Annotated in this window: 21 protein-coding genes; 18 read left to right on the forward strand and 3 right to left on the reverse strand. The window is 45.1% G+C overall.

Annotated features, from left to right (window positions below; all coding sequences use genetic code 11):
• The first annotated feature begins 26 nt into the window (after positions 1-26).
• The 10 genes from ACWJJ4_RS01670 to ACWJJ4_RS01715 all read left to right on the forward strand — a co-directional run bounded on the left by ACWJJ4_RS01670 (position 27) and on the right by ACWJJ4_RS01715 (position 11,490).
• Positions 27-950: an ABC transporter ATP-binding protein gene (locus ACWJJ4_RS01670; protein ID WP_064108088.1), complete on the forward strand. Its 924-nt coding sequence runs from the start codon at positions 27-29 to the stop codon at positions 948-950.
• A gap of 97 nt (positions 951-1,047) precedes the next feature.
• Complete coding sequence (locus ACWJJ4_RS01675; RefSeq protein ID WP_454021381.1) at positions 1,048-1,752, forward strand: ABC transporter permease; 705 nt, start codon at positions 1,048-1,050, stop codon at positions 1,750-1,752.
• A gap of 38 nt (positions 1,753-1,790) precedes the next feature.
• A complete protein-coding gene (locus ACWJJ4_RS01680; protein WP_454021382.1) occupies positions 1,791-2,660 on the forward strand; it encodes a DUF4097 family beta strand repeat-containing protein in 870 nt (289 codons plus the stop codon).
• Positions 2,661-2,872: 212 nt separating this feature from the next.
• Complete coding sequence (locus ACWJJ4_RS01685; RefSeq protein ID WP_101562533.1) at positions 2,873-3,154, forward strand: AbrB/MazE/SpoVT family DNA-binding domain-containing protein; 282 nt, start codon at positions 2,873-2,875, stop codon at positions 3,152-3,154.
• Between the two features lie 233 nt (positions 3,155-3,387).
• Entirely contained in the window at positions 3,388-4,086 is a 699-nt protein-coding gene (locus tag ACWJJ4_RS01690; RefSeq protein WP_101562532.1) for a response regulator transcription factor, read from the forward strand.
• Positions 4,087-5,022 (forward strand): sensor histidine kinase, encoded by a 936-nt coding sequence (locus ACWJJ4_RS01695; RefSeq protein ID WP_101562531.1) that lies wholly within the window; start codon positions 4,087-4,089, stop codon positions 5,020-5,022.
• A 230-nt stretch (positions 5,023-5,252) separates the two neighbouring features.
• Positions 5,253-6,539: a Glu/Leu/Phe/Val family dehydrogenase gene (locus tag ACWJJ4_RS01700; protein ID WP_077723004.1), complete on the forward strand. Its 1,287-nt coding sequence runs from the start codon at positions 5,253-5,255 to the stop codon at positions 6,537-6,539.
• A gap of 207 nt (positions 6,540-6,746) precedes the next feature.
• A complete protein-coding gene (gene pruA / locus ACWJJ4_RS01705) occupies positions 6,747-8,294 on the forward strand; it encodes an L-glutamate gamma-semialdehyde dehydrogenase (RefSeq protein WP_003150992.1) in 1,548 nt (515 codons plus the stop codon).
• 70 nt (positions 8,295-8,364) lie between these two features.
• The gene (locus ACWJJ4_RS01710) at positions 8,365-10,047 is read left to right on the forward strand and encodes a M20 family metallopeptidase (protein WP_014306039.1); all 1,683 of its coding nucleotides are present in this window, start codon (positions 8,365-8,367) and stop codon (positions 10,045-10,047) included.
• Positions 10,048-10,071: 24 nt separating this feature from the next.
• The gene (locus ACWJJ4_RS01715; protein ID WP_014306038.1) at positions 10,072-11,490 is read left to right on the forward strand and encodes an amino acid permease; all 1,419 of its coding nucleotides are present in this window, start codon (positions 10,072-10,074) and stop codon (positions 11,488-11,490) included.
• Between the two features lie 32 nt (positions 11,491-11,522).
• Here ACWJJ4_RS01715 and ACWJJ4_RS01720 read toward each other — a convergent pair whose 3' ends face one another.
• The gene (locus ACWJJ4_RS01720; RefSeq protein ID WP_014306037.1) at positions 11,523-12,725 is read right to left on the reverse strand and encodes a multidrug effflux MFS transporter; all 1,203 of its coding nucleotides are present in this window, start codon (positions 12,723-12,725) and stop codon (positions 11,523-11,525) included.
• Positions 12,726-12,948: 223 nt separating this feature from the next.
• On the opposite strand from ACWJJ4_RS01720, the gene ACWJJ4_RS01725 reads away from it, so the two are divergent.
• The 7 genes from ACWJJ4_RS01725 (at position 12,949) to ACWJJ4_RS01755 (ending at position 20,247) form a co-directional block, all read left to right on the forward strand.
• The gene (locus ACWJJ4_RS01725; protein ID WP_043867522.1) at positions 12,949-14,187 is read left to right on the forward strand and encodes an MFS transporter; all 1,239 of its coding nucleotides are present in this window, start codon (positions 12,949-12,951) and stop codon (positions 14,185-14,187) included.
• Between the two features lie 161 nt (positions 14,188-14,348).
• Positions 14,349-14,963: a bacilysin biosynthesis protein BacA gene (locus tag ACWJJ4_RS01730; protein WP_003150997.1), complete on the forward strand. Its 615-nt coding sequence runs from the start codon at positions 14,349-14,351 to the stop codon at positions 14,961-14,963.
• The gene (locus ACWJJ4_RS01735; RefSeq protein ID WP_454021383.1) at positions 14,953-15,663 is read left to right on the forward strand and encodes a cupin domain-containing protein; all 711 of its coding nucleotides are present in this window, start codon (positions 14,953-14,955) and stop codon (positions 15,661-15,663) included. The genes ACWJJ4_RS01730 and ACWJJ4_RS01735 overlap by 11 nt, the downstream gene beginning before the upstream one ends.
• Positions 15,660-16,421, forward strand: a complete 762-nt coding sequence (gene bacC, locus ACWJJ4_RS01740; RefSeq protein WP_128974137.1) for a dihydroanticapsin 7-dehydrogenase — start codon at positions 15,660-15,662, stop codon at positions 16,419-16,421. The genes ACWJJ4_RS01735 and bacC overlap by 4 nt, the downstream gene beginning before the upstream one ends.
• Before the next feature lie 17 nt (positions 16,422-16,438).
• On the forward strand, positions 16,439-17,857 hold the full coding sequence (locus tag ACWJJ4_RS01745) for an ATP-grasp domain-containing protein (protein WP_454021384.1): 1,419 nt from the start codon (positions 16,439-16,441) through the stop codon (positions 17,855-17,857).
• A complete protein-coding gene (locus tag ACWJJ4_RS01750) occupies positions 17,854-19,035 on the forward strand; it encodes an MFS transporter (RefSeq protein ID WP_032857143.1) in 1,182 nt (393 codons plus the stop codon). Before ACWJJ4_RS01745 ends, ACWJJ4_RS01750 begins: the two co-directional genes overlap by 4 nt.
• A gap of 12 nt (positions 19,036-19,047) precedes the next feature.
• Positions 19,048-20,247: a pyridoxal phosphate-dependent aminotransferase gene (locus tag ACWJJ4_RS01755; protein WP_154303027.1), complete on the forward strand. Its 1,200-nt coding sequence runs from the start codon at positions 19,048-19,050 to the stop codon at positions 20,245-20,247.
• 16 nt (positions 20,248-20,263) lie between these two features.
• On the opposite strand, the gene ACWJJ4_RS01760 is transcribed toward ACWJJ4_RS01755, so the two are convergent.
• On the reverse strand, positions 20,264-21,043 hold the full coding sequence (locus tag ACWJJ4_RS01760; protein ID WP_454021385.1) for an SDR family oxidoreductase: 780 nt from the start codon (positions 21,041-21,043) through the stop codon (positions 20,264-20,266).
• 118 nt (positions 21,044-21,161) lie between these two features.
• Positions 21,162-21,926, reverse strand: a complete 765-nt coding sequence (gene hemQ, locus ACWJJ4_RS01765) for a hydrogen peroxide-dependent heme synthase (protein ID WP_017418694.1) — start codon at positions 21,924-21,926, stop codon at positions 21,162-21,164.
• 262 nt (positions 21,927-22,188) lie between these two features.
• On the opposite strand from hemQ, the gene pta reads away from it, so the two are divergent.
• On the forward strand, positions 22,189-23,160 hold the full coding sequence (pta, locus tag ACWJJ4_RS01770) for a phosphate acetyltransferase (protein ID WP_094247414.1): 972 nt from the start codon (positions 22,189-22,191) through the stop codon (positions 23,158-23,160).
• Positions 23,161-23,168 lie beyond the last annotated feature (8 nt).

The raw sequence follows: 23,168 nt of genomic DNA on the forward strand, positions 1-23,168 counted from the left end.
GAATATTATTGGAAAGGGGAAAGAGAATGACGTACATTTTAAAAACTAACCAGCTAACAAAATCATTTAAAGGAAAAGAAGTTGTTTCCGGAGTTAATATGCATGTGAAAAAAGGAGAAATTTATGGATTTTTGGGGCCGAATGGTGCAGGTAAAACAACCATTATGAAAATGATTACTAATTTAGTTAAACCAACAAGTGGTGAAATCGAAATTTTTGGTGAAAAATTAACAGATACGTCATTTGAAGTGTTAAAGCGAATGGGAACCATTATTGAATATCCGATTTTCTATGACAACCTCACTGCTAGAGAAAATCTATACTTCCATTGTGAATATATGGGGTACTACGATAAAAAATCTATTGATCATGCAATCGAGCTTGTAAAGTTACATAATATTGAAAACAAAAAGGTGAAAGAATTTTCTTTAGGGATGAAACAAAGATTGGGAATAGCCAGAGCCATTTCTACGAAACCAGAACTTCTCGTTTTAGACGAGCCAATTAACGGTCTTGATCCAATTGGTATAAAAGAGTTAAGGGATCTCTTTAAGTTACTATGCAGAGAGTATGGAATCACATTATTAATTTCTAGTCACATTTTAGCCGAAATGGAACAAATGTCAGACACTGTTGGAATTATACAAAATGGCAAGTTAATAAAAGAAGTTTCTATGAAGAGCATAAATGGAAAACAAACGGAATATATAGAGGTGAAGGTTCATAACTTAAAAAAAGCGTTATATATTTTAGAACAAAATCTGGGGATAAGAAATTTTAAAATGATTGATAAACAGATAATTCGTATATATGAATCAGCAGTTACACAACAAGAAATCTCTAAGGCATTCATTATGAATGATGTTGGTATAGAAAGTATAAATAAAAAACACAGTTCTTTAGAAGAGTACTTCTTAAGTTCAATGAATAGGGAGGGTATACACACTTAACATTAAATGGATTGCCCGTTTGTATTTAGGTTTATGCACCTAGAAGGAAAGAAACTTATTTACTTTGTCTTAAATTCTTCGCTGGAGGCTATTTGAAATGTTAAAACTTATGAAATTAGAGTACAGAAAACATCACTTGTCACAGTATTTTAAAGGGGTGGCTCTTTGGATATTAATTATCTTTGCCTTGGTCGCTCTTATGGGGTGGGGATCTAGAAATGAAATTGAGCCTATGTTTCCTGCTTATGCAGATTTTATGTCTCTAACTAATATATTTATTAGAATTGTATTTATTAGTTTTTCTGCTGTGATTTTATCCCGTTTAGTTATTGATGAATATAAAAATAAAACAATACAATTACTGTTTACTTATCCTTTACAAAGAAAAAAATTAATGCAAGCTAAACTAGCTATTGTTTTCTTATTCTGCTTTGTAAGTATTGTTATTGCCACTTTTGTTATTAATTTGTTAATTCTCTTCATCAGCCCACACTTATATTTATTTGATAAGCCTGTTGAAATGAGTGAAGTTATTTCCACCATTCCATCGACTCTTATCACTTCTCTTATGATGGCAGGAGTGAGTTTAATTCCTTTATTTTTTGGTATGAGAAGAAAATCCACTGCTGCTACAATCACTTGGGCTGTCATAATTGGGGTCTTTATTAATGCAACAGTTTCCGACGGAGGAGAAACAGTCAGTTTAAGTCAATTCATTATCATCCCGACTATATTTTGTTTATTCGGCCTTTTAGTGGGTTATCTTTCTTACCATAAGGTTGATCAAAAAGACTTGGTATAAACATTATTATTGTAATAGTCAAAAGGAGGATTTATAAAATGAAGAAAATTATAGCAACGATAGTATTGCTCATAGTAATTGGTGGAATTTCTTTGAGCTTTAATTTGTTAAATACAAAAAACTTTAAAAAGAACACTTCTTACAATGCGGAAAATATTGATGCTTTAAAAGTATATACTGATACTTGGGATGTGAGGTTTAAAAAGAGTACTTCAAATGAGGTAACAGTATCTGCAGAGGGGAGACAGAAAGAGAAAGCTCCAGTTACATTTCAAGAAAATGGGAGAGATTTGGTCGTTACTCAAAAAGAACAGAAGAATGGCGGCTTTTTGGATGGATTTACTTTTGGGAAGCAGGGCGGCACAATTTATATTAATGTTCCCGAGTCAGGTATGAACAATATTGAAATAACTAATAAAGATGGGAATATACAATTAAGTGAGATTTCGGCTGAAAATATTGTCGTTGATAATAAGTCCGGTGATGAAAAAATCAATAATGTTTCAGCTCATACTGGAAAATTCGCATCCAGGGATGGATCGTTAAGTATGGAAAATAGTTCTTTTGAGGAATTAAATATAACATCAGCAAGCGGCGATACGGAGATGAAGGAAATAGATAGTTCCAATGTAAAGATTACCTCTAAAGATGGGACGGTTTCAATCAAGGACATAACAGAGGGAAAATCTTTATCAGTAAATACGAAATCAGGAGATATAGGTATATCTTATAAAAAAGCGCCAACATCCCTTGAAGTTCTTGCTGAGAGTAATTCTGATATAACGCTTGATCTAGATGGGCTTAATAAAAGCCACGATGGCGTAAAGGTGAAAAAAGGTGAAATTGGAGCAGGAAGTAATAAGGTAAGCGTATCAAGTGAAGATGGTTCGATTAAGGTTATAAATTAATTATTAAGATGCTTATGCGAAAACCATACCACTGGGAGCTGTTGTCTTTTCTAAGCACAGCACTTTTTTATTAGTTTGTTGAATTGATTGGGGAATTTTGAATTGCATACCTTTTTAAAGAGATCAATTTTATAAACGCCTTATTCTTCAACTTGAAAAATGCGTTTATGTGGCTTGCGAAGTCATTTTGGGAATTGAGAGGAAGAATTAAAATGAAATCTACCGGAATTGCAAGAAAAGTAGATCGTTTGGGAAGAATTGTATTACCAAAAGAGCTGCGTGATGCCAGTGGTATAGAAGTAAATACATTAATGGAAATATTTATTAGAGGAGAAGAGATTGTTCTAAAGAAGTATGCGCCTTATAGTAGATGTGTAGTTACCGGTGAAGCTTCAGAACGTAATTTATCCCTTTTGCAGGGCCAGTTATGTTTAAGTCCTGAATGTGCATGGAAAGTAGTTCGAGAATTGGAATGTCTTTTTCCAAGGAATTAAAGTCAATATTATTACAACCTTTTTATGATTTAAAGAGAAGAACACTAGACAACCAATTTCCACTATAGTGAAGTATGGTTGTCTTATTTATTTAATTTTAAAACATCATGAAATATTTATTACTTTTGAATGAAAAAGAATTATAATAAAGATGGGTTTACTAGTGTGAAAATTGAAATAATCAGTGAATCAAGAATATCACTTTATATTAAAGGTTTAAGGAGTGAAGAGCTTTGAGTCACAGAATATTAATCGTAGAAGACGACCAATTTATAAGCGATATGGTAAGCGAAAGCTTAACGAAAGAAGGGTTTGAAGTAACAGCAGCTTTTGATGGTGAAGAAGCTTTAGACATATTGAACAACCAAAAGTTTGAGGTTATATTGTTGGATTTAATGCTTCCGAAGATAGATGGTATGGAATGTTTAAGAATGATTCGTTCCAAAAGTATGGTTCCAGTTCTTATCATGTCTGCAAAAGATGAAGATGTAGATAAGGCACTTGGTCTCGGCCTCGGAGCTGATGATTATATTTCTAAACCTTTTTCTATGCTGGAGGTAATAGCCAGAATTAAAGCAACTATTAGAAGAGAGAAACACTATATGGGATACCTGCCCGCTAAGGAAGAAAAAATCATTAAAATAGGTGATTTAAGTGTTGACCTGAATGGCTTTTCCGTTGAAAAATTCAATGAAAAGATTAATCTCACAGCAAAAGAATTTAATATTTTAAAACTTTTTATTTCTAATCCTTCACAAGTATATACTAAATCTCAACTTTATAAGTCCGTATGGGAAGATGAGTATCATGGAGATGAGAATGTAATTAATGTTCATATTAGACGGCTCAGAGAGAAAATTGAGGACGATCCATCTCATCCAACGTACATAAAAACTTTGTGGGGAATCGGTTATAAGTTGGGAGATTTTTAAATGTTTTATCTAGTGGTTATTTTATTCATATGCTCTGCGGCAGTAAATATATTTCTTTTCCGAACTCGATTAAATCTAAAGACTGAAATTAAATATATAGGGAATAAGCTCGGAAAAATTGTTCATGAGGAAACAGGCGAAAGATTATTGCTTTCCACGGATGATAAATATATAAAATCCTTGTTAATTCAAATAAACAATCTTTTAGACCATAATCAAAAGATCATAGGAAACTACAATAGTATAGAACTGTCAATGCGAAAAATGTTATCAAATATTTCACACGATTTAAAGACCCCATTAACAGTGATACTAGGTTATATTGAAATTATACATAACGATAAAAGTCTAACTTCTGAAAATATTATGGGTTTACTAAAAACAGTTAATTTAAAAACGGTCGAGGTATTAGAGTTAATAAACCGTTTTTTTGAACTTGTAAAATTAGAGTCAGGAGATAAGAAATTAAATTCTTCACGAATTGACATATGCGAAGTCAGCCGAAAAATAATTTTGGATTACTACGAAATTTTAATCAGCAAAGAATTTGAGGTAGTGATTGATATACCAGAAGATCCTGTCTTTGTTAGCGGAGATGAAGATGCAATTGAGAGGGTTCTAAATAATTTGATTACGAATGCGATACAATATGGTTCTGATGGTAAGGTGGTGGGTTTAAAGATAAGGATAGCTGATAATGATGTTTTTGTAGAAGTATCAGATAAAGGAAAAGGGATAAATGAATTGCATAAAGACCGTGTCTTTGAACGAATGTATACATTGGAGGACTCGAGAAACACCAATTATCAGGGAAGCGGATTGGGGCTGACGATTACTAAGAGATTAGTAGAGCAAATGGGAGGAAGTATATCTTTAGATAGCGTCCCATTTCAAAAAACAATCTTTTCTGTGCGTCTAAAACGTATTAGGTTCTAATAAAGCAATAAGGTTTCTTCTGTAGACGTCTTCAAATCTCACTTTCTCTTCATATGAGAGGCTGACAACAGCCTCTTTTTTTATGCGCAAAATCCTGGCATGAATCTTGCATATAAAAAGGGGTGTAACGACAATGTGAAAGGGATTGATGGGTTTTGGTGTAAAAGCGCTTACATTTCGTTCTGCCGGTAATTGAAGCTTACACGTAAAATACGATGAGGTGATAAAACATGTCAGCCAACCCGCTTTCTAAAAGCAATCAGAAAGATGAAGAAAAAGAAGTTCTTAATTTGTTCTTGTCCACACAATCGATCATAAAAGAGGCCCTGCGCAAACTGGGCTATCCTGACAATATGTATGAACTGATGAAAGAGCCGATGCGGCTTTTGACCGTACGCATCCCCGTCAAAATGGACAATGGTTCAGTACAGGTTTTCACGGGCTACCGCTCACAGCATAATGACGCAGTCGGCCCGACAAAAGGGGGCGTGCGGTTTCATCCGGAAGTCAGTGAAGAAGAGGTTAAGGCGCTTTCCATCTGGATGACTTTAAAATGCGGCATCACAAATCTTCCTTACGGGGGCGGAAAAGGCGGCATCATCTGTGATCCGCGGACGATGTCATTCGGAGAGCTGGAACGGCTGAGCCGCGGATATGTGCGCGCGATCAGCCAGATCGTCGGCCCGACAAAGGATATTCCGGCTCCCGACGTATATACCAACTCGCAGATTATGGCATGGATGATGGACGAATACAGCCGCCTGAGAGAATTTGATTCACCGGGATTCATTACGGGCAAACCGATTGTTCTCGGCGGTTCACAGGGGCGGGAAACGGCGACCGCGCAAGGCGTCACGATTTGTATTGAGGAAGCCGTTAAGAAAAAAGGGATTCCATTGGAAAATGCGCGGATCATCATTCAGGGGTTCGGAAATGCGGGGAGCTTTCTCGCTAAATTTATGCATGACGCCGGCGCCAAGGTGATCGGTATCTCAGACGCCCACGGTGCTTTGTATGACCCTGACGGCCTTGACATTGATTACCTGCTGGATAAGCGGGACAGCTTCGGCACGGTGACGAATCTCTTCTCTGATGTCATAACGAACCGGGAGCTGCTGGAAAAGGACTGTGATATTCTCGTGCCTGCCGCAATCTCCAATCAGATAACGGCTGAAAACGCCCATCACATTAAAGCCTCAATCATTGTGGAGGCGGCGAACGGCCCGACAACGATAGACGCCACGAAAATCCTGAATGAAAGAGGCGTGCTTCTCGTGCCGGATATTTTGGCAAGCGCCGGGGGCGTGACGGTGTCTTATTTTGAATGGGTGCAAAATAATCAAGGCTTTTACTGGTCTGAAGAGGAAGTCGCCGGAAAACTGCGCAGCGTCATGGTGAATTCGTTTGAATCCATTTATCAGACAGCGCATACCCACAAAGCCGATATGCGTTTGGCCGCCTATATGACAGGCATCAGAAAGTCGGCTGAAGCGGCCCGGTTCCGCGGCTGGGTATAAGTGTTATCCGCAAAGAGATTTTGCATCAGTTATATAGCGGATCGCAAAATTTCTTTGCGTTTTCAGATTGCAGCTGACAGATTCGGACAAGCTTCGTCCGCTTTCGGCAAAGATTTTCCTATTTTTATCACAAATTGCTATGCTGGTATGCTTCTTGCATCTTTATTAAGCGTGAGCACACATTACAAAATACGGGGAGGAATTCTAATGACAGTTTCATACGCACACGAACCATTTACAAATTTTCAGGAAGAGACAAATAAACAATCGTTTCAGGAAGCGCTGGCTTATGTGAATTCACAGCTCGGCAAGCATTATCCGCTTATCATTAACGGTGAAGCGATTGAAACGGATAAAAAGATCATTTCCGTCAATCCGGCAGATAAAAAAGAAGTGATCGGTTCTGTATCGGCAGCCGGAAAAGAACTTGCGGAAAAGGCCATGCAGGCTGCGCTGCAGGCATTTCAAACATGGAAAAAAGTACGGCCGGAACACCGCGCGAATGTGCTGTTTAAAGCGGCGGCGATCATCCGCAGAAGAAAGCACGAATTCTCCGCGTATCTAGTGAAAGAAGCGGGAAAACCGTGGAAGGAAGCGGATGCGGATACGGCGGAAGCGATCGACTTTTTAGAGTATTACGCCCGTCAGATGCTGAAACTGAAAGACGGTTCTCCTGTAAAGAGCCGTGACGGAGAATATAATCAGTATCACTATGAGCCGCTTGGGGTGGGAATTGTCATTTCTCCATTCAACTTCCCGCTTGCGATCATGGCGGGAACGGCGGCGGCAGCCATCGTAACAGGCAACACGATACTTCTGAAACCGGCGGATGCGGCGCCTGTCGTGGCGGCGAAATTCGTTGAAGTAATGAAAGAAGCGGGCCTGCCGGACGGCGTGCTCCAATTCATACCGGGCGACGGAGGAGAAATCGGCGACTATCTGGTTGAGCATCCGAAGACGAGATTTGTGTCGTTTACAGGCTCCCGCGCGGTCGGATGCCGCATCTATGAACGCGCCGCAAAAGTACAGCCGGGCCAAAAGTGGCTGAAACGGGTCATTGCCGAAATGGGAGGGAAAGATACGGTGCTTGTAGACAGAGATGCTGATCTTGATCTTGCCGCTTCCTCAATCGTGTATTCCGCCTTCGGATTCTCAGGACAAAAATGTTCAGCCGGTTCGCGTGCGGTCATTCATCAGGACGTCTATGATGAAGTTGTTGAAAAAGCCGTCGCTTTAACAAAATCACTCACCGTCGGAAGTCCGGAAGATTTTGATACATACATGGGGCCAGTCATCCACGAAGCATCTTATAATAAAGTCATGAGTTATATCGAAATCGGCAAAACAGAAGGAAAACTCCTGACGGGAGGCGAAGGTGATGATTCAAAAGGATACTTTATTCAGCCGACCATTTTTGCGGATGTTGATGAAAACGCCCGCCTGATGCAGGAGGAAATTTTCGGGCCTGTCGTCGCGATCTCAAAAGCCCGTGATTTCGACCATATGCTTGAGATTGCCAATAATACCGATTACGGACTGACGGGCGCTCTGTTATCGAAAACCCGCGCGCACATTGAACGCGCCCGCGAAGATTTTCACGTGGGAAATCTATACTTCAACCGCGGCTGTACGGGAGCGATTGTCGGATACCAGCCGTTCGGCGGCTTCAATATGTCAGGAACCGATTCGAAAGCCGGAGGACCTGACTATCTGATTCTTCATATGCAGGCAAAAACAACGTCTGAAGCCTATTAATCTTTCGGAAATAGCGCGATGAAAAAAGAGTCGCGCTATTTTCTCTATATGAGGGTAAGGAGGATGGAATATGTATCAGCAGCTCAGCAAAATGCTTCCGGAGGAGAAAATAGAAGCCATTACGAAATCACTGGTGGCCTTAAACAGCATCAACGGCACATTGGGAGAAGGAAAAAAAGCCGACTATATCAAAGATATGATCAAGAGCTTTCCCTACTTTCAGGAGAATCCGTCACATGTGTGGGAGCAGGCGATTCCTGAGGACCCTTACGGCCGCAAAAATATTTTCGCATTTATTGAGGGAAACGGCGAAAGCCTGAATACGGTCATTTATCACGCTCATCTTGATACGGTCGGCATCGAGGATTTCGGCCCTTTAAAAGATATCGCTTTTGATTCCGACCGTCTCGCGGAATATTTCTCAAACTATGAATTTGATCGGGATGTGCAGCGGGACGCCCGCTCAGGCGAGTGGATGTTCGGAAGGGGTTCGGTTGATATGCAGAGCGGTATTGCCGTTCATCTCGCCAATCTGCTTCACTTTTCTGAACGGCGCGATCAGCTGCCGGGCCATATTCTGTTCATGGCAAACCCGGATGAAGAAAGCCAGCATTCCGGCATTTTAACCAGCATTTCTGAATTAAAACGGCTGAAACAAGAAAAGCAGCTTCGTTATTTAGCAGCGATTAATAACGATTTTATCACGCCGCTGTATGAGGGTGACACGACAAGGTACATATACACGGGCGCGGCAGGGAAGCTTTTGCCTTGCTTTGCGATTTACGGGCGGGAGGTGCATGTCGGAGATACGCTGTCCGGCATCGATCCGAATTTGATCGCGTCAGAAATCACCAGAAGAATTCACAACAATATTCATATGGCGGAAAACATTGAAGGGGAGCTTGTGCTTCCGCCGACCTGCCTCTACCAGCGTGACAATAAGGAAGCGTATAACGTGCAGACCGCCGTCAGCAGCTATGTCTATTTTAATTATTTTATTTACGAGAAAACCGCCAAAGAAGTCATGGATCAGCTGACCGCCGTGGCTGACGAAGCCTGCAAAGAGACAGAACAAAAATTATCTGATTATTACGACGAATACTGTGAGAGAACGAGCCTGCCGAAAAAAGAGATGTCATGGAACGTTCAAGTGTACAGTCTGGAAGATTACCTGAAAAGGCTGAGAAGCCGCGGGATAGACCCTGCACAGTGTATCGGGCAGGCATTTAAAACATATGAACATCTTGAACTGCGGATGAGATGTTTTAAAGCCGTCGAAGAACTGCAAAAACTCGATCCTGAGCAGGGAGCCAAGGTCATTATTTTCTATGCGCCGCCTTACCTTCCGCACAATTATCTGAAGGAAGAAAGCACACGGGACCGGCTTTTGCAGCATGTCATTCAAGAAGCGGTCGATAAAACAGCGGCATCAACCGGAGAAACATTCGTCTTTAAAAAGTTTTTCCCTTATTTAGCGGACGGAAGCTTTTTATCGCTGCATGAAACAGATGAGGAGGTCTCCGCCTTTACCGATAATTTTCCGGGCTGGGATGTCATCGGGACGATTCCTTTTAATGAAATCAGGGAATTGAATATTCCGTCGGTCAATATAGGGGTATACGGAAAGGACGGCCATAAATGGACGGAACGCGTGTACAAACCGTACACATTCCATGTGCTGCCGGAACTCATTCAGCAGACGACAATGCACCTTTTGCACAGCTGCCGATTAGACATACGCACAAATGGCTGACATAACGGAATAAGGGGGATGTATATGCAGGGAGATACCAATCAAAATGAATTGCAGCGCACGATGAAGGGCCGGCATTTGTTTATGATCGCCCTCGGCGGCGTGATCGGGACGGGGCTTTTTCTGGGCTCCGGTTTTACGATCAGTGAAGCGGGACCGATCGGCGCGATATTGGCTTATGTGATCGGCGGATTTTTAATGTACCTGGTGATGCTTTGTTTGGGGGAGCTCGCGGTCGCTATGCCGGTCGCAGGATCATTTCAGGCGTATGCCGCAAAGTTTCTCGGGCCGTCGACGGGATTTACGATCGGATGGATGTACGCATTCAGCTGGGCCAATACAGTGGGGCTTGAGCTGACGTCGGCGGGGATTTTAATGCAGCGATGGTTTCCGGCCGTTCCGATTTGGGTGTGGTGCCTGGTATTCGGCGTCGTCATTTTTTCCATTAACGCGCTGTCTGCGCGGAGTTTTGCGGAAATGGAATTTTGGTTTTCCAGCATTAAGGTCATGGCCATTGTATTGTTTATTATTCTCGGCTGCGCTGCGGTATTCGGCTTTGTCGGTTTTAACGGCGGGCAGACGGCTCCGTATCTGTCAAACTTTACGACGGACAAAGGGCTTTTTCCGAACGGCGCCCAAGCCGTGCTGTTTACCCTTGTTATGGTGAATTTTTCATTCCAGGGTACCGAACTGGTCGGAATCGCCTCGGGAGAAAGCGAAAATCCGGAAAAGACGCTTCCCCGCTCGATCCGAAACGTCATATGGCGGACGCTTTTTTTCTTCGTGCTGGCGATGTTTGTTCTCGTGTCCATTTTGCCGTATCAAACGGCAGGCGTCATCGAAAGCCCGTTTGTGGCTGTGCTGGATAAAATCGGCGTTCCTTATGCGGCTGATATCATGAACTTTGTCATTCTGACCGCCATGCTGTCGGTGGCGAATTCCGGGCTGTACGCTTCGTCCAGAATGATGTGGTCCCTGTCAAAAACTAAGATGGGCCCCGCTTCCTTAACGAAACTGACGAAAAAAGGCGTGCCTCTGAAAGCTCTTTTCATCACCATCGCCATCTCCGGTTTATCCCTGCTGACAAGTGTAGTCGCGGCTGAAACGGTGTATGTGTGGCTCATTTCCATCTCCGGTATGATTACCGTCGTCGCGTGGATGTCAATCTGCGCTTCACAATTCGTTTTCCGGAGACGCTTTCTTGCTGAAGGAGGAAATCTGAAAGACCTGGCATTTAAAACGCCTCTTTATCCGATTGTGCCGATTCTCGGATTTTCGGTTTACGGTCTTATCTTAATCAGTCTCATCTTTATCCCCGACCAGCGTATCGGTCTGTACTGCGGCGTCCCGCTGATGATCATCTGTTACGCGTATTATCACTTCGGTATCAAAAAACGCCTGAAGCGTGAGCCGGCTTCTTCGGAAAAAGGCGCTGCCGGATAAGAAAAAAAGCCCTTCGCTTAAAGCGGCGGGCTTTACTTTGTGTTTCGTTTGGCCGACAGAACATAGGATAGAACGGCACAGAACTGAAAACCGAAAATGCTGACGGCCATCGGCCAGGCATTTTCTTCTCCGGCAATACCGACAAGGGGAGCGGCTGCCGCACCGCCGATAAAGGGCAGGAGTCCGAGAAGAGCCGCAGCGCTTCCCGCGCCTTTCTCCTGTTTCTGCATAGCCAAAGAAAATCCCGTCGTCGTGACGATCCCGACAGAAGAAACAATGATGAATAAAGAAATGCAGACCGCCGCCAGGCCTAAACCAAACGCAAGTGATAAAAGCAAAGCGATGCTCCCGATGACGGCAATCATCAGACCGGAGACAAACAGCTTCCGTTCATCATGTGTTTTGGCCATCCGTCCGGTGATTTGGGTGGCGCATATGATTCCCGCACCGTTTACGGCGAACAGCAGGCTGAACATTTGGGCCGATACGCCGTAGATGTTTTGCAGTACAAACGGCGACCCGGCAATATATGCGAACATGCCGGTCATCACAAATGCCTGGCTGAGCGCAAATCCCATAAACATCCGGTCGCCAAGCAGGCCGCGAAACGTCATCAGCGTCTCCCGGAGTCCGCCGCTTGTCCGCTTTTCCGGCGGGAGTGATTCAGGCAACGCCGTAAGCACGGCGGCAGAAATGATACAGCCGATCACCGCCAGCACGATAAATACGATTTTCCAGCCGGCGAACTGAAGGATAAATCCCCCTGTAATCGGCGCTAAAATCGGCGCCGCCCCATTGACGAGCATCAGTAATGAGAAAAAAGCCGTCAATTCTTTTCCGGAATACATATCGCGTGCGGAAGCCCGTGCGATGACGATTCCGGCCGCCCCGGTGAATCCTTGAATAAACCTCATGACAATTAAAAACGAAACAGAAGGGCTGAAGGCGCATAATAAAGAAGACAGCGTATAAAGCAGCAATGACAGAATCAGCGGCTTCCGGCGCCCGATCATATCACTGAGCGGCCCGACAACGATCTGCCCGACCGCCAGCCCCAACAGACAAAACGTCAGGCTCAGCTGCGCAAGTGACGCTGTCGTATGAAGATCGGCCGCCACCTCAGGCAAAGCGGGCAGATACATATCGAGCGAAAGCGGCCCGAATGAAGCGAGCGTCCCGAGAATCAGTACCATGCCGAGGCCTGCGCGGGCGGCCTTTGAATCAGCGTTATTCATTTCATAACCCCCCACCTTAACAAATGATTCTATCACTATAGCATAAGCGGACGGCGTATTTTATATCATTTATTGAATACAAACTAAATATTTTATTTAAAATCTGAATGTAAATAAAAAATCAGAATTAGTTTTCATGTGAAATGTAAAATGAAATATAAGGATGCTAAACTATAAAACAACAAAAGGTAGAAAAGTTTTACGGAAGAGGTGTTCAAAGAGCATGAACAGCAAACAAACCGATCACATCGAAACGAAACGCCGATTTCCGGTCTGTCTCGCGCTTGCTTTGACATTAGGCGTATTTGCCGCGGGTTCTGAAGAGCTGGTGATTTCTCCGCTGCTTCCGGATTTAGCGCGGGCTTTCAGTTCGGATGTCAGTGTGCTGGCGCTTTCCATCAGTATTTACGGAGTGATGATTTTTATCGGGGCGCCGCTTCTCGTTCCGCTGGGAGATAAATATTCCCGGGAACTCAGTCTGCTGGCGGGACTGCTTATATTTACGGCCGGCACGGTGATCTGCGCGCTGGCGCACAATCTCTTTTTCTTCTTTCTGGGCAGGGCGCTTTCCGGGCTTGCGGCGGGTGCGTTTGTGCCGACAGCATATGCGGTGGTCGGCGACCGTGTGCCTTACGCGTACCGCGGCAAGGTGATGGGTCTGATCGTGTCAAGCTGGTCGCTCGCTTTGATTTTCGGTGTTCCGATCGGCTCTTTTATCGGCGGCGTTTTGAATTGGCGGTGGACGTTTTGGATTTTCGCCCTGATGTCTGTCCTCGTTGCTTCGCTCATTTTCATTGAGGCGCGCCGCAGCACGGCGGATGGGAATAAAACAGAAGAGGAAAACGGACGGCAGGCAGGCACTTTCCGGGATGCGCTGAAGGTGCCCCGTGTCCCTGTATACCTCACGATCACTTTTTGCAACATGATCGGTTTTTACGGCATGTATTCCTTTCTCGGTACATATCTTCACCGCGTGATGCCGGGTGGGAATACAGCTTCAGGGCTGCTGATCATGGTGTACGGAATCGGTTTTTCCATGAGCGTGTTCACCGGAAAAATCGCAGATAAGGCGGGAAAAATGCGCTCTTTGATCGCGGCATTGGCCGTGATCAGCATATGGCTTTCCTGTCTCGCCTATGCGCCGTCATCAATGCCGTTTTTGGTCATCGGGTTATTCGTCTGGGGATTGATGCAAAGCCTGACGGTGACCTTGCTCAGCACTATTTTAAGTGATTGCTCACAGAGCCGCCGGGGCAAAATCATGGCATTTTACAGTCTGGCGTCCAATTTGGCCGTCACCTTGGGTTCTGCTGTCATGGGTCCGGTCTATGTCGGATACGGATATGCAGCTGTCGGATTTATCTGTGCGGCCGTCACCCTCATCGGCTTTGTCCTCAGCGTTTTCGCATACAGAAGGTATGGAAAATATGAGCATAAGACCGACCAATCATTGTATCGGTAAAATAAAGTTTCTATAATTTTGTAAATGTTAATTTTTAACACCTTATATCATAAGGTGTTTTCTAATATATAGGAATAATTATCAATATTTTCAAATAATATTGACAGCTTGAACGTCTATGGATAATATTTACTTAAAATTTAACAGATTGGTTGGTGCTCATGATTATATTGGATAATAGCATTCAAACAAAAAGCAAGGCTTATTCAATATCTAAACTGATTACGATCAACACGCTCGGTCCTGAAGGGACAAGCAGTGAGTACGCAGCAAAAAACTTCATCACCAATTTCACCCTTCTCCAAGGGGTGAACAGCAAATTATCACTGCATGATACATTTGAATCGTGCATTGAAAAAACGCTTCAAAGTCCGCTGGAATACACAATTGTGCCTCACGCGTATGACGGCATTAAGCACTTCTACATGAGACCGGATCTGCAGCTTCTGCAAATTTTCAGGTGCGACACCCCGATGTACGGCCTGGCTGTCCGGCCCGGTTTTGAATATACAGATGACATGCTTGATAAGACTGTCATCGTATCCCACCCGTCTCCTATCAATTTGATTAAGTATTTTACCCGTAAAGATGTCACGTTTGATCTGGTGAACTCAACGAGCGCAGCCGCGAAAAGAGTGAAGGACGGTTTGTCCGACATCGCGCTGACAAATGAGCTGGCCAGACAAAAGTACGGCCTTCACTTTGTCAAAACATTTAAAAGCATTCCCATGAGCTGGTCATTATTCGGAAAAGGAGAGATTCATGATGAAAACTGAACAAGATTTGCAGGAACTTTATTTCCCGACGCCTAAATTAATAGAATGGGATAACGGAGTAAGACAATATTCGTCCGTCAGAGGCGATACGGAAGTTCTGCTTTCTTACGTTCCGCCGCATACAAACGTGGAACCGCATCAGCATAAGGAAGTCCAAATCGGCCTTGTCGTTTCCGGCGAGCTGTCCATGACTGTCGGAGATGTCACAAGAAAGATGACAGCGGTGGAATCAGCCTATATCGCGCCTCCTAACGTGCCTCACGGCGCAAGAAATGAGACGGATCAAGAAGTGATCGCCATTGATATTAAACGCCTGAAAGCCGGTGAAACCTATACAAGCCCTGAGGATTATTTTTTGAATATTTTTAAAACAAGAGACTTATTGCCTGGGATGGAAGTCACGTTCTTCGTGGAAGACTGGGTGGAAATCATGCTTGCCAACATTCCGGGAAACGGAGGAGAAATGCCGTTCCATAAACACCGCAATGAACAGATCGGCATCTGCATCGGCGGCGGCTATGATATGACCATTGAAGGCTGCAAAGTGGATATGACATTCGGCACAGCTTATTTCTGCGATCCGAGAGAAGATCACGGCGCCATCAACAGATTTGAAAAAGATTCAAAATCAGTCAATATCTTTTTCCCTCCGCGCTATAACAGAGCAAAAGCGAAAAAATTAGAGGCGAAAGAGTCATGAACCTGACGGATAAAACCGTCCTCATCACAGGGGGCGCATCAGGCATCGGTTATGCCGCGGTTCAGGCGTTTCTGAATCAAGAGGCAAATGTGGTCGTCGCGGATATTGATGAGACGCAGGGAGAAGCGATGATCCGGAAAGAAAACAATGACAGGCTGCATTTTGTCCGGACGGATATTACAGATGAACCGGCATGTCAAAATGCCATCCGGTCAGCGGTTGATAAGTTCGGCGGATTGGATGTGTTAATCAATAACGCCGGCATCGAAATTGTCGCCCCGATTCATGAGATGGAGCTGAGCGATTGGGACAAAGTGCTCAACGTCAATCTGACGGGCATGTTTCTTATGAGCAAGCACGCGCTCAAGTATATGCTCAAAAGCGGCAAGGGCAATATCATTAACACGTGCTCCGTCGGAGGAGTCGTCGCATGGCCCGACATTCCCGCATATAACGCTTCTAAAGGCGGCGTATTGCAGCTGACGCGTTCGATGGCCGTCGATTACGCCAAACACAACATCCGTGTCAATTGCGTGTGCCCGGGAATCATTGACACACCTTTGAATGAAAAGTCGTTCCTTGAAAACAACGAAGGCACGCTTGAAGAAATCAAAAAAGAAAAAGCGAAAGTCAATCCGCTGCTGAGACTCGGCAAGCCTGAAGAAATAGCGAACGTCATGCTGTTTCTCGCTTCGGATTTATCAAGCTATATGACCGGAAGCGCGATCACCGCAGACGGTGGATACACCGCACAATAGAGAAGGAGTGTTTACATATGGAGAGAAAAACAGTATTGGTTATCGCTGACCTTGGGGGATGCCCGCCGCATATGTTTTACAAAAGCGCAGCTGAAAAATACAATCTCGTCAGCTTTATTCCGAGACCTTTTTCAATTACAGCCTCTCATGCGGCATTAATTGAAAAATACTCGATTGCGGTCATTAAAGATAAAGACTATTTTAAGAGTCTGGCTGATTTTGAGCATCCCGATTCGATTTACTGGGCTCATGAAGATCATGACAAACCTGAGGAAGAAGTCGTCGAAGAAATCGTCAAGGTGGCTGACATGTTCGCGGTTGACGCCATTACGACCAACAATGAACTGTTTATCGCTCCGATGGCAAAAGCGTGTGAACGTCTCGGCCTGCGGGGAGCGGGCGTACAGGCCGCTGAAAATGCCAGAGATAAAAACAAAATGAGAGCCGCCTTCAACCGGGCCGGCGTCAAGTCCATCAAAAACAAACGGGTGACGACGCTGGAAGATTTCCGCGCCGCGCTTCAGGAAATCGGAACGCCGCTCATTCTGAAGCCTACATATCTGGCGAGCTCCATCGGCGTGACGCTCATCAAAGAGAGAGAAACGGCAGAAGCCGAATTTAACAGAGTCAATGAATACCTGAAGTCGATTAACGTACCGAAAGCGGTCACGTTTGAAGCGCCTTTTATCGCGGAAGAATTTTTGCAGGGCGAGTATGACGACTGGTACGAAACAAGCGGTTATTCCGACTATATCAGCATAGAAGGCATCATGGCCGACGGGGAATACTTCCCTGTGGCGATTCATGATAAAACACCGCAAATCGGATTCACGGAGACATCGCATATTACGCCGTCCATCCTGGATGATGACGCGAAGCGGAAAATCGTCGAAGCAGCCAAAAAGGCGAATGAAGGACTCGGCCTCGAAAACTGCGCGACACATACAGAAATTAAATTAATGAAAAACCGGGAAGCCGGACTGATTGAATCAGCGGCACGATTTGCGGGCTGGAACATGATTCCGAATATTAAAAAGGTCTTCGGCGTCGACATGGCGCAACTGTTATTGGATGTTCTCTGTTTCGGAAAAGAAGCCGATCTGCCGAAAGGATTATTGGAGCAGGAGCCATGCTATGTCGCCGACTGCCACTTGTATCCTCAGCATTTCAAAGAGAACGGCCAGCTGCCTGAGACAGCTGTCGATTTCGTCATTGAAAGCATTGACATTCCCGACGGCGTCTTAAAGGGAGACACCGAACTCGTTTCTTTCTCGGCTGCCGAGGCGGGTACATCCGTGGATCTGCGGGTGTTCGAAGCGTTCAACAGCATTGCGGCGTTTGAGCTGAAAGGAAGCAATTCGGGTGACGTGGCCGAATCAATCAAACAAATTCAGCAGCAGGCGAAGCTGACTGCAAAGTATGCGTTACCGGTATGAAACAGCTGAAACCGAACTCGAAGTATTTGCTTTTCGGGCAGGCGCTTTCGTTTATGGGAGACTATTGCGTTCTCCCGGCCCTGCTCATTTTGTCTACATACTATCATGACTACTGGGTGACGTCCGGCGTTATCGCGGTCCGCAGCATTCCGATGGTGTTTCAGCCGTTTTTAGGCGTGCTCGTGGACAGGCTCGACAGGGTGAAAATCATGCTGTGGACGGATGTGATCAGAGGTGTCATCTTTTTGGGGCTGACATTTCTCCCGAAAGGCGAATATCCGCTGCTTTTTCTGGCGCTGCTGTTTATTTCTTACGGAAGCGGCGTGTTCTTTAACCCGGCACGTCTCGCGGTCATGTCGTCTTTAGAAGCGGATATTAAAAATATCAACACTTTGTTTGCAAAAGCCACGACGATTTCGATTATTGTCGGCGCTGCAGCCGGCGGACTTTTTCTGTTAGGCGGTTCTGTGGAGCTTGCCGTCGCGTTTAACGGGGTGACCTATCTTGTCTCCGCGTTTTTCATCAGCCGCATTAAGCTTCAATACGTGCCGATTCAGTCAGAAAACGTAAGAGAAGCTTTTCAGTCGTTTAAAGAAGGCCTGAAGGAAATCAAAACAAATGCTTTTGTGTTAAACGCCATGTTCACGATGATTACGATGGCGCTTTTGTGGGGTGTCGTCTACAGCTATTTCCCGATTGTCAGCCGCTTTTTAGGCGACGGGGAAATCGGCAATTTCATCCTGACGTTCTGTATCGGCTTCGGCGGCTTTATCGGCGCCGCTCTTGTCAGCAAATGGGGCTTTAACAACAATAAAGGGCTGATGTATTTTACAGTGTTATCGATCGTCTCGCTTGCGCTGTTTTTGTTTACCCCGATTTTCGCCGTGTCAGTCATTGCCGCCATTCTTTTCTTTATCGCAATGGAATACGGTGAGGTGCTGGCGAAGGTCAAAGTTCAGGAGAACGCGGCGAACCAGATTCAGGGCCGGATCTTTTCGGTGGCGGAGGCGTCCATCGGATTGTGCATCGCCGCCGGTTCCATGCTGATCAACATTGTAGACGCGGCAGTCATCATGGCGTTTATCGTCCTTTTGGTCAGCGGGCTGTTTCTGCATACAAAACTGGTCAATAAATCCTTTTCAGAACGGAATAACGAATCAGAGCAAATCCATTTATAAGGAGTCTTTCAGATGGAAATCATACCGTCCGACGTCATCAAGACACTTCCGAAACAGGAATTTTCGCTCGTTTTTCAAAAGGTAAAAGAGATGGAGAAAACAGGAGCCCAGATCATTAATCTCGGGCAGGGGAATCCCGATCTCCCCACTCCGCCGCATATCGTTGAAACATTGCGGGAGGCTGCGCTGAATCCTTCGTATCACGGATACGGCCCGTTCAGAGGCTATCCGTTTCTGAAAGAAGCCATCGCGGAATTTTATGAGAGAGAGTACGGGGTATCGGTCAATCCGGAGACAGAAGTCGCGCTGTTCGGCGGAGGGAAAGCTGGTTTGTACGTTTTGACGCAATGCCTGCTGAACCCCGGCGATATCGCCTTAGTCCCGAACCCCGGCTACCCTGAGTATTTATCGGGAATCACAATGGCCAGAGCGGAGCTGCATGAGATGCCGCTTCATCCGGAAAACGGCTATCTGCCGGATTTTGAGGAGATTGATCCCGCCGTCCTGAAAAAAGCCAAGCTGATGTTTTTGAATTACCCGAATAACCCGACGGGCGCGACTGCGGATCAGGCGTTTTATGAAAAAGCGGCTGCGTTTGCAAAAAAACATGACATCCATCTTATTCACGATTTTGCATACGGCGCGTTCGAATTTGATCAGAACCCGGCCAGCTTTCTTCAGGCGAAGGAAGCAAAAACGGTCGGCGCGGAGCTATATTCATTTTCGAAAACCTTCAATATGGCAGGCTGGAGAATGGCATTTGCCGTGGGGAATGAGAAAATCATTCAGGCGGTCAATGAGTTTCAGGATCACGTCTTCGTCGGCATGTTCGGCGGCCTTCAGCAGGCGGCAGCGGCGGCGCTGTCAGGAAATCCTGAGCATACGGAGCGTCTGAAGCGCACATATAAAGAACGGATTGATTTTTTCACGGCGTTATGTGAAAAGGAATTAGGCTGGAGCATTGAAAAACCGAAAGGGACTTTTTATGTCTGGGCTGAAATTCCGAATGAATTCGAGTCTTCACACCAGTTTTCGGACTATCTGCTGGAGCATGCCCATGTTGTCGTGACGCCCGGCGAGATTTTCGGCAGCGGCGGAAAGCGTTATGTCAGAATATCAATGGTGGCAAAACAGGGCGATTTAAGGGAATTCGTGCTGCGGATTCAAAAGCTAGGTTTGTCCTTTCCTTCATTACAAGAAACATCCCGCTGAGAGCGGGATGTTTTTATTATATGCTTTTCATGCTGCCGCCGTCGGCTGACACTTGCTGCCCGGTAATATAAGAGGCTTCTTCAGAGGCAAGAAAGGCAGCCAGCGCCGCGGTTTCTTCCGCAGTTCCGACACGCTTCATCGGGACGCCTGAGGCAATCCGTTCTTCCGCTTCCGCTTTAGAAATGCCGTTTTGCTTCATGACATTCTTCACGAATTGGTGATAACGGTCTGTGGCGATAAATCCGGGATTCAGACAGTTGACAGTAATGTGAAAAGGCGCAAGCTGAATGGCGATGTTTTTGCTGGCATTAATTAAAGCGGCGTTCATCATGCTGTTGGTAAACATATTGGCGCCGGGTTCTTTCCATAGGTTTCCGACGATATTAATGATTCTGCCGAATTCGTGCTGTTTCATGATTGCTGCGGCCGTTTTCATAGAGTCGATATAGGCGATCGTTTTATTCGTAAAGGTATTTGTCATATCCTCTATATCACAGTTTTCAAAGGTATCCGGCGAGCCGCCCGGAATGTTGTTGATCAATACATCAAGCCGTCCGCATTGTGATCTGATCTCTTCAAAAATGCCGGCTCTTGTCTTCTGGTCCGACATATCCCCGGCCAGAACGGTGACGCCCGCATCCGGATGTTTGGCGAGGATCTCTTCTTTTACCGATTCGATATTTTCGGGAACTCGTGAATTAATGACGGTATGAAAGCCATTGTCCGCCAGTTTCAGAGCGATCGCTCTGCCGATCCCCTGACTGGCTCCCATAATAAATGCGGTTCGTTTTGACAACTGTCTGCACCCCTTTACCAAAATGGAATCTCCTTTACATCGTAAAAAAAAATGATAAAAATAGCAAATTTTATTTAAATTCTGACAAAGAAAAACCCGCCGGACAGGCGGGTGGGTGTTACACGTGCAAAAACTTCGGAAGCGTGTCGAGAGACAAGCGGTTTCCGACAAAAAATGAACCGAATTCGCCGTAGCGCGCGCTGACTTCATCAAAGCGCATTTCATAAACAAGCTTTTTGAACTGAAGCACATCATCGCTGAAGAGCGTGACGCCCCATTCGTAATCGTCAAAACCGACAGATCCCGTGATAATCTGTTTGACTTTGCCGGCATAGCTCCGTCCGATCAAGCCGTGGCTTCTCATCAGGTTTCTGCGTTCATCCATAGAAAGCATGTACCAGTTGTCATTGCCGCTTCTTCTTTTATCCATCGGATAGAAGCAGACGTATTTCGCTTCGGGCAGCTCAGGATACAGGCGGGCGCGGACATGCGGATTTTCATACGGATCGCCTTCTCCGCTTGCGAGGTAGTTGCTCAGCTCAACCACGGACACGTAAGAATAAGCCGGGATTGTAAATTCAGCAAGCTTTGATTTGTTAAATTCAAGCTCGATTTCGTTCAGCTCTTCCATTGTCGGGCGAAGAATCATCAGCATGAAATCAGCTTTCTGTCCGACGATGCTGTAGATCGTTTGCGAGCCTTTTCCTTCTTTTTCGGCGACACCCCATTTTTCAAGCAGTCCCGTAAATTCGTGAATAATCGACAGGCGCTCATCGCTGGATAACATCTTCCATGACGTCCAGTCCATTGTGCGGAAATCGTGAAGCGCGTACCAGCCGTCAAGCGTTTGGGCGGCTTCGTTCGTTTTTTGCTGCTCACTCATGTATCTTCACTCCTATATCTTTTCATTACATTGATGCCTTCACTATATCACAGTTTAACCGTTTCGGCTGTGGAGAAACCTTGAATAATCCGAAGCCTTGTGTCAGAAACTAAGCCGTGAAACAAACCGTCAATTAAATTAGTTAGAAAAATAAGATTTCTTTTTGAAAGCGCTATAATAGAAGTTGGTTATTTGAATTTAGCTGGAAGAAGAGTATGCTGTAAAAGTAAGCGTTTTTTGTCAACATAGAGGAGGGAATATCGTGGCAGATTTATTTACAAAAGTACAAGAAAAAGTCGCAGGAAAAGATGTGAAAATCGTATTTCCTGAAGGGTTGGACGAACGTATCCTGGTTGCGGTCAACAACTTGGCGGGCAACAAGGTATTAAAGCCGATTGTGGTCGGCAATAAAGAAGACATTCAAGCAAAAGCGAAAGAATTAAATCTTACGCTTGACGGCGTGGACATTTTTGACCCGCATACATATGAAGGCATGGAAGAACTCGTTCAGGCTTTCGTAGAACGCCGCAAAGGCAAAGCGACGGAAGAACAGGCCCGCAAAGCTTTGCTGGACGAAAACTATTTCGGCACGATGCTTGTGTACAAAGGTCTCGCAGACGGACTTGTCAGCGGAGCTGCACATTCTACAGCCGATACGGTGCGCCCTGCACTGCAAATCATTAAAACAAAAGAAGGCGTGAAAAAAACATCAGGCGTCTTCATCATGGCCCGCGGTGACGAACAATATGTATTTGCTGATTGCGCGATCAACATTGCACCTGACAGCCAGGACCTTGCCGAAATCGCCATTGAAAGCGCCAATACGGCTCAAATGTTTGACATTGACCCGCGCGTTGCCATGCTCAGTTTCTCTACAAAAGGATCGGCGAAATCAGACGAGACGGACAAAGTGGCTGAAGCCGTGAAAATTGCGAAGGAAAAAGCGCCTGAGCTTACGCTTGACGGCGAATTCCAATTCGACGCTGCATTTGTGCCGTCTGTCGCGGAGAAAAAAGCGCCGGACTCCGACATTAAAGGAGACGCGAATGTATTTGTATTCCCAAGCCTTGAAGCAGGAAACATCGGCTACAAAATCGCTCAGCGCTTAGGCGGCTTTGAAGCGGTCGGACCGATTCTGCAAGGATTGAATATGCCTGTAAACGATCTTTCCAGAGGATGTAATGCGGAAGACGTCTACAATCTTGCGTTAATTACGGCTGTTCAAGCGCTGTAATCCGCAAA

This window comes from Bacillus sp. JK62, from assembly GCF_053663455.1.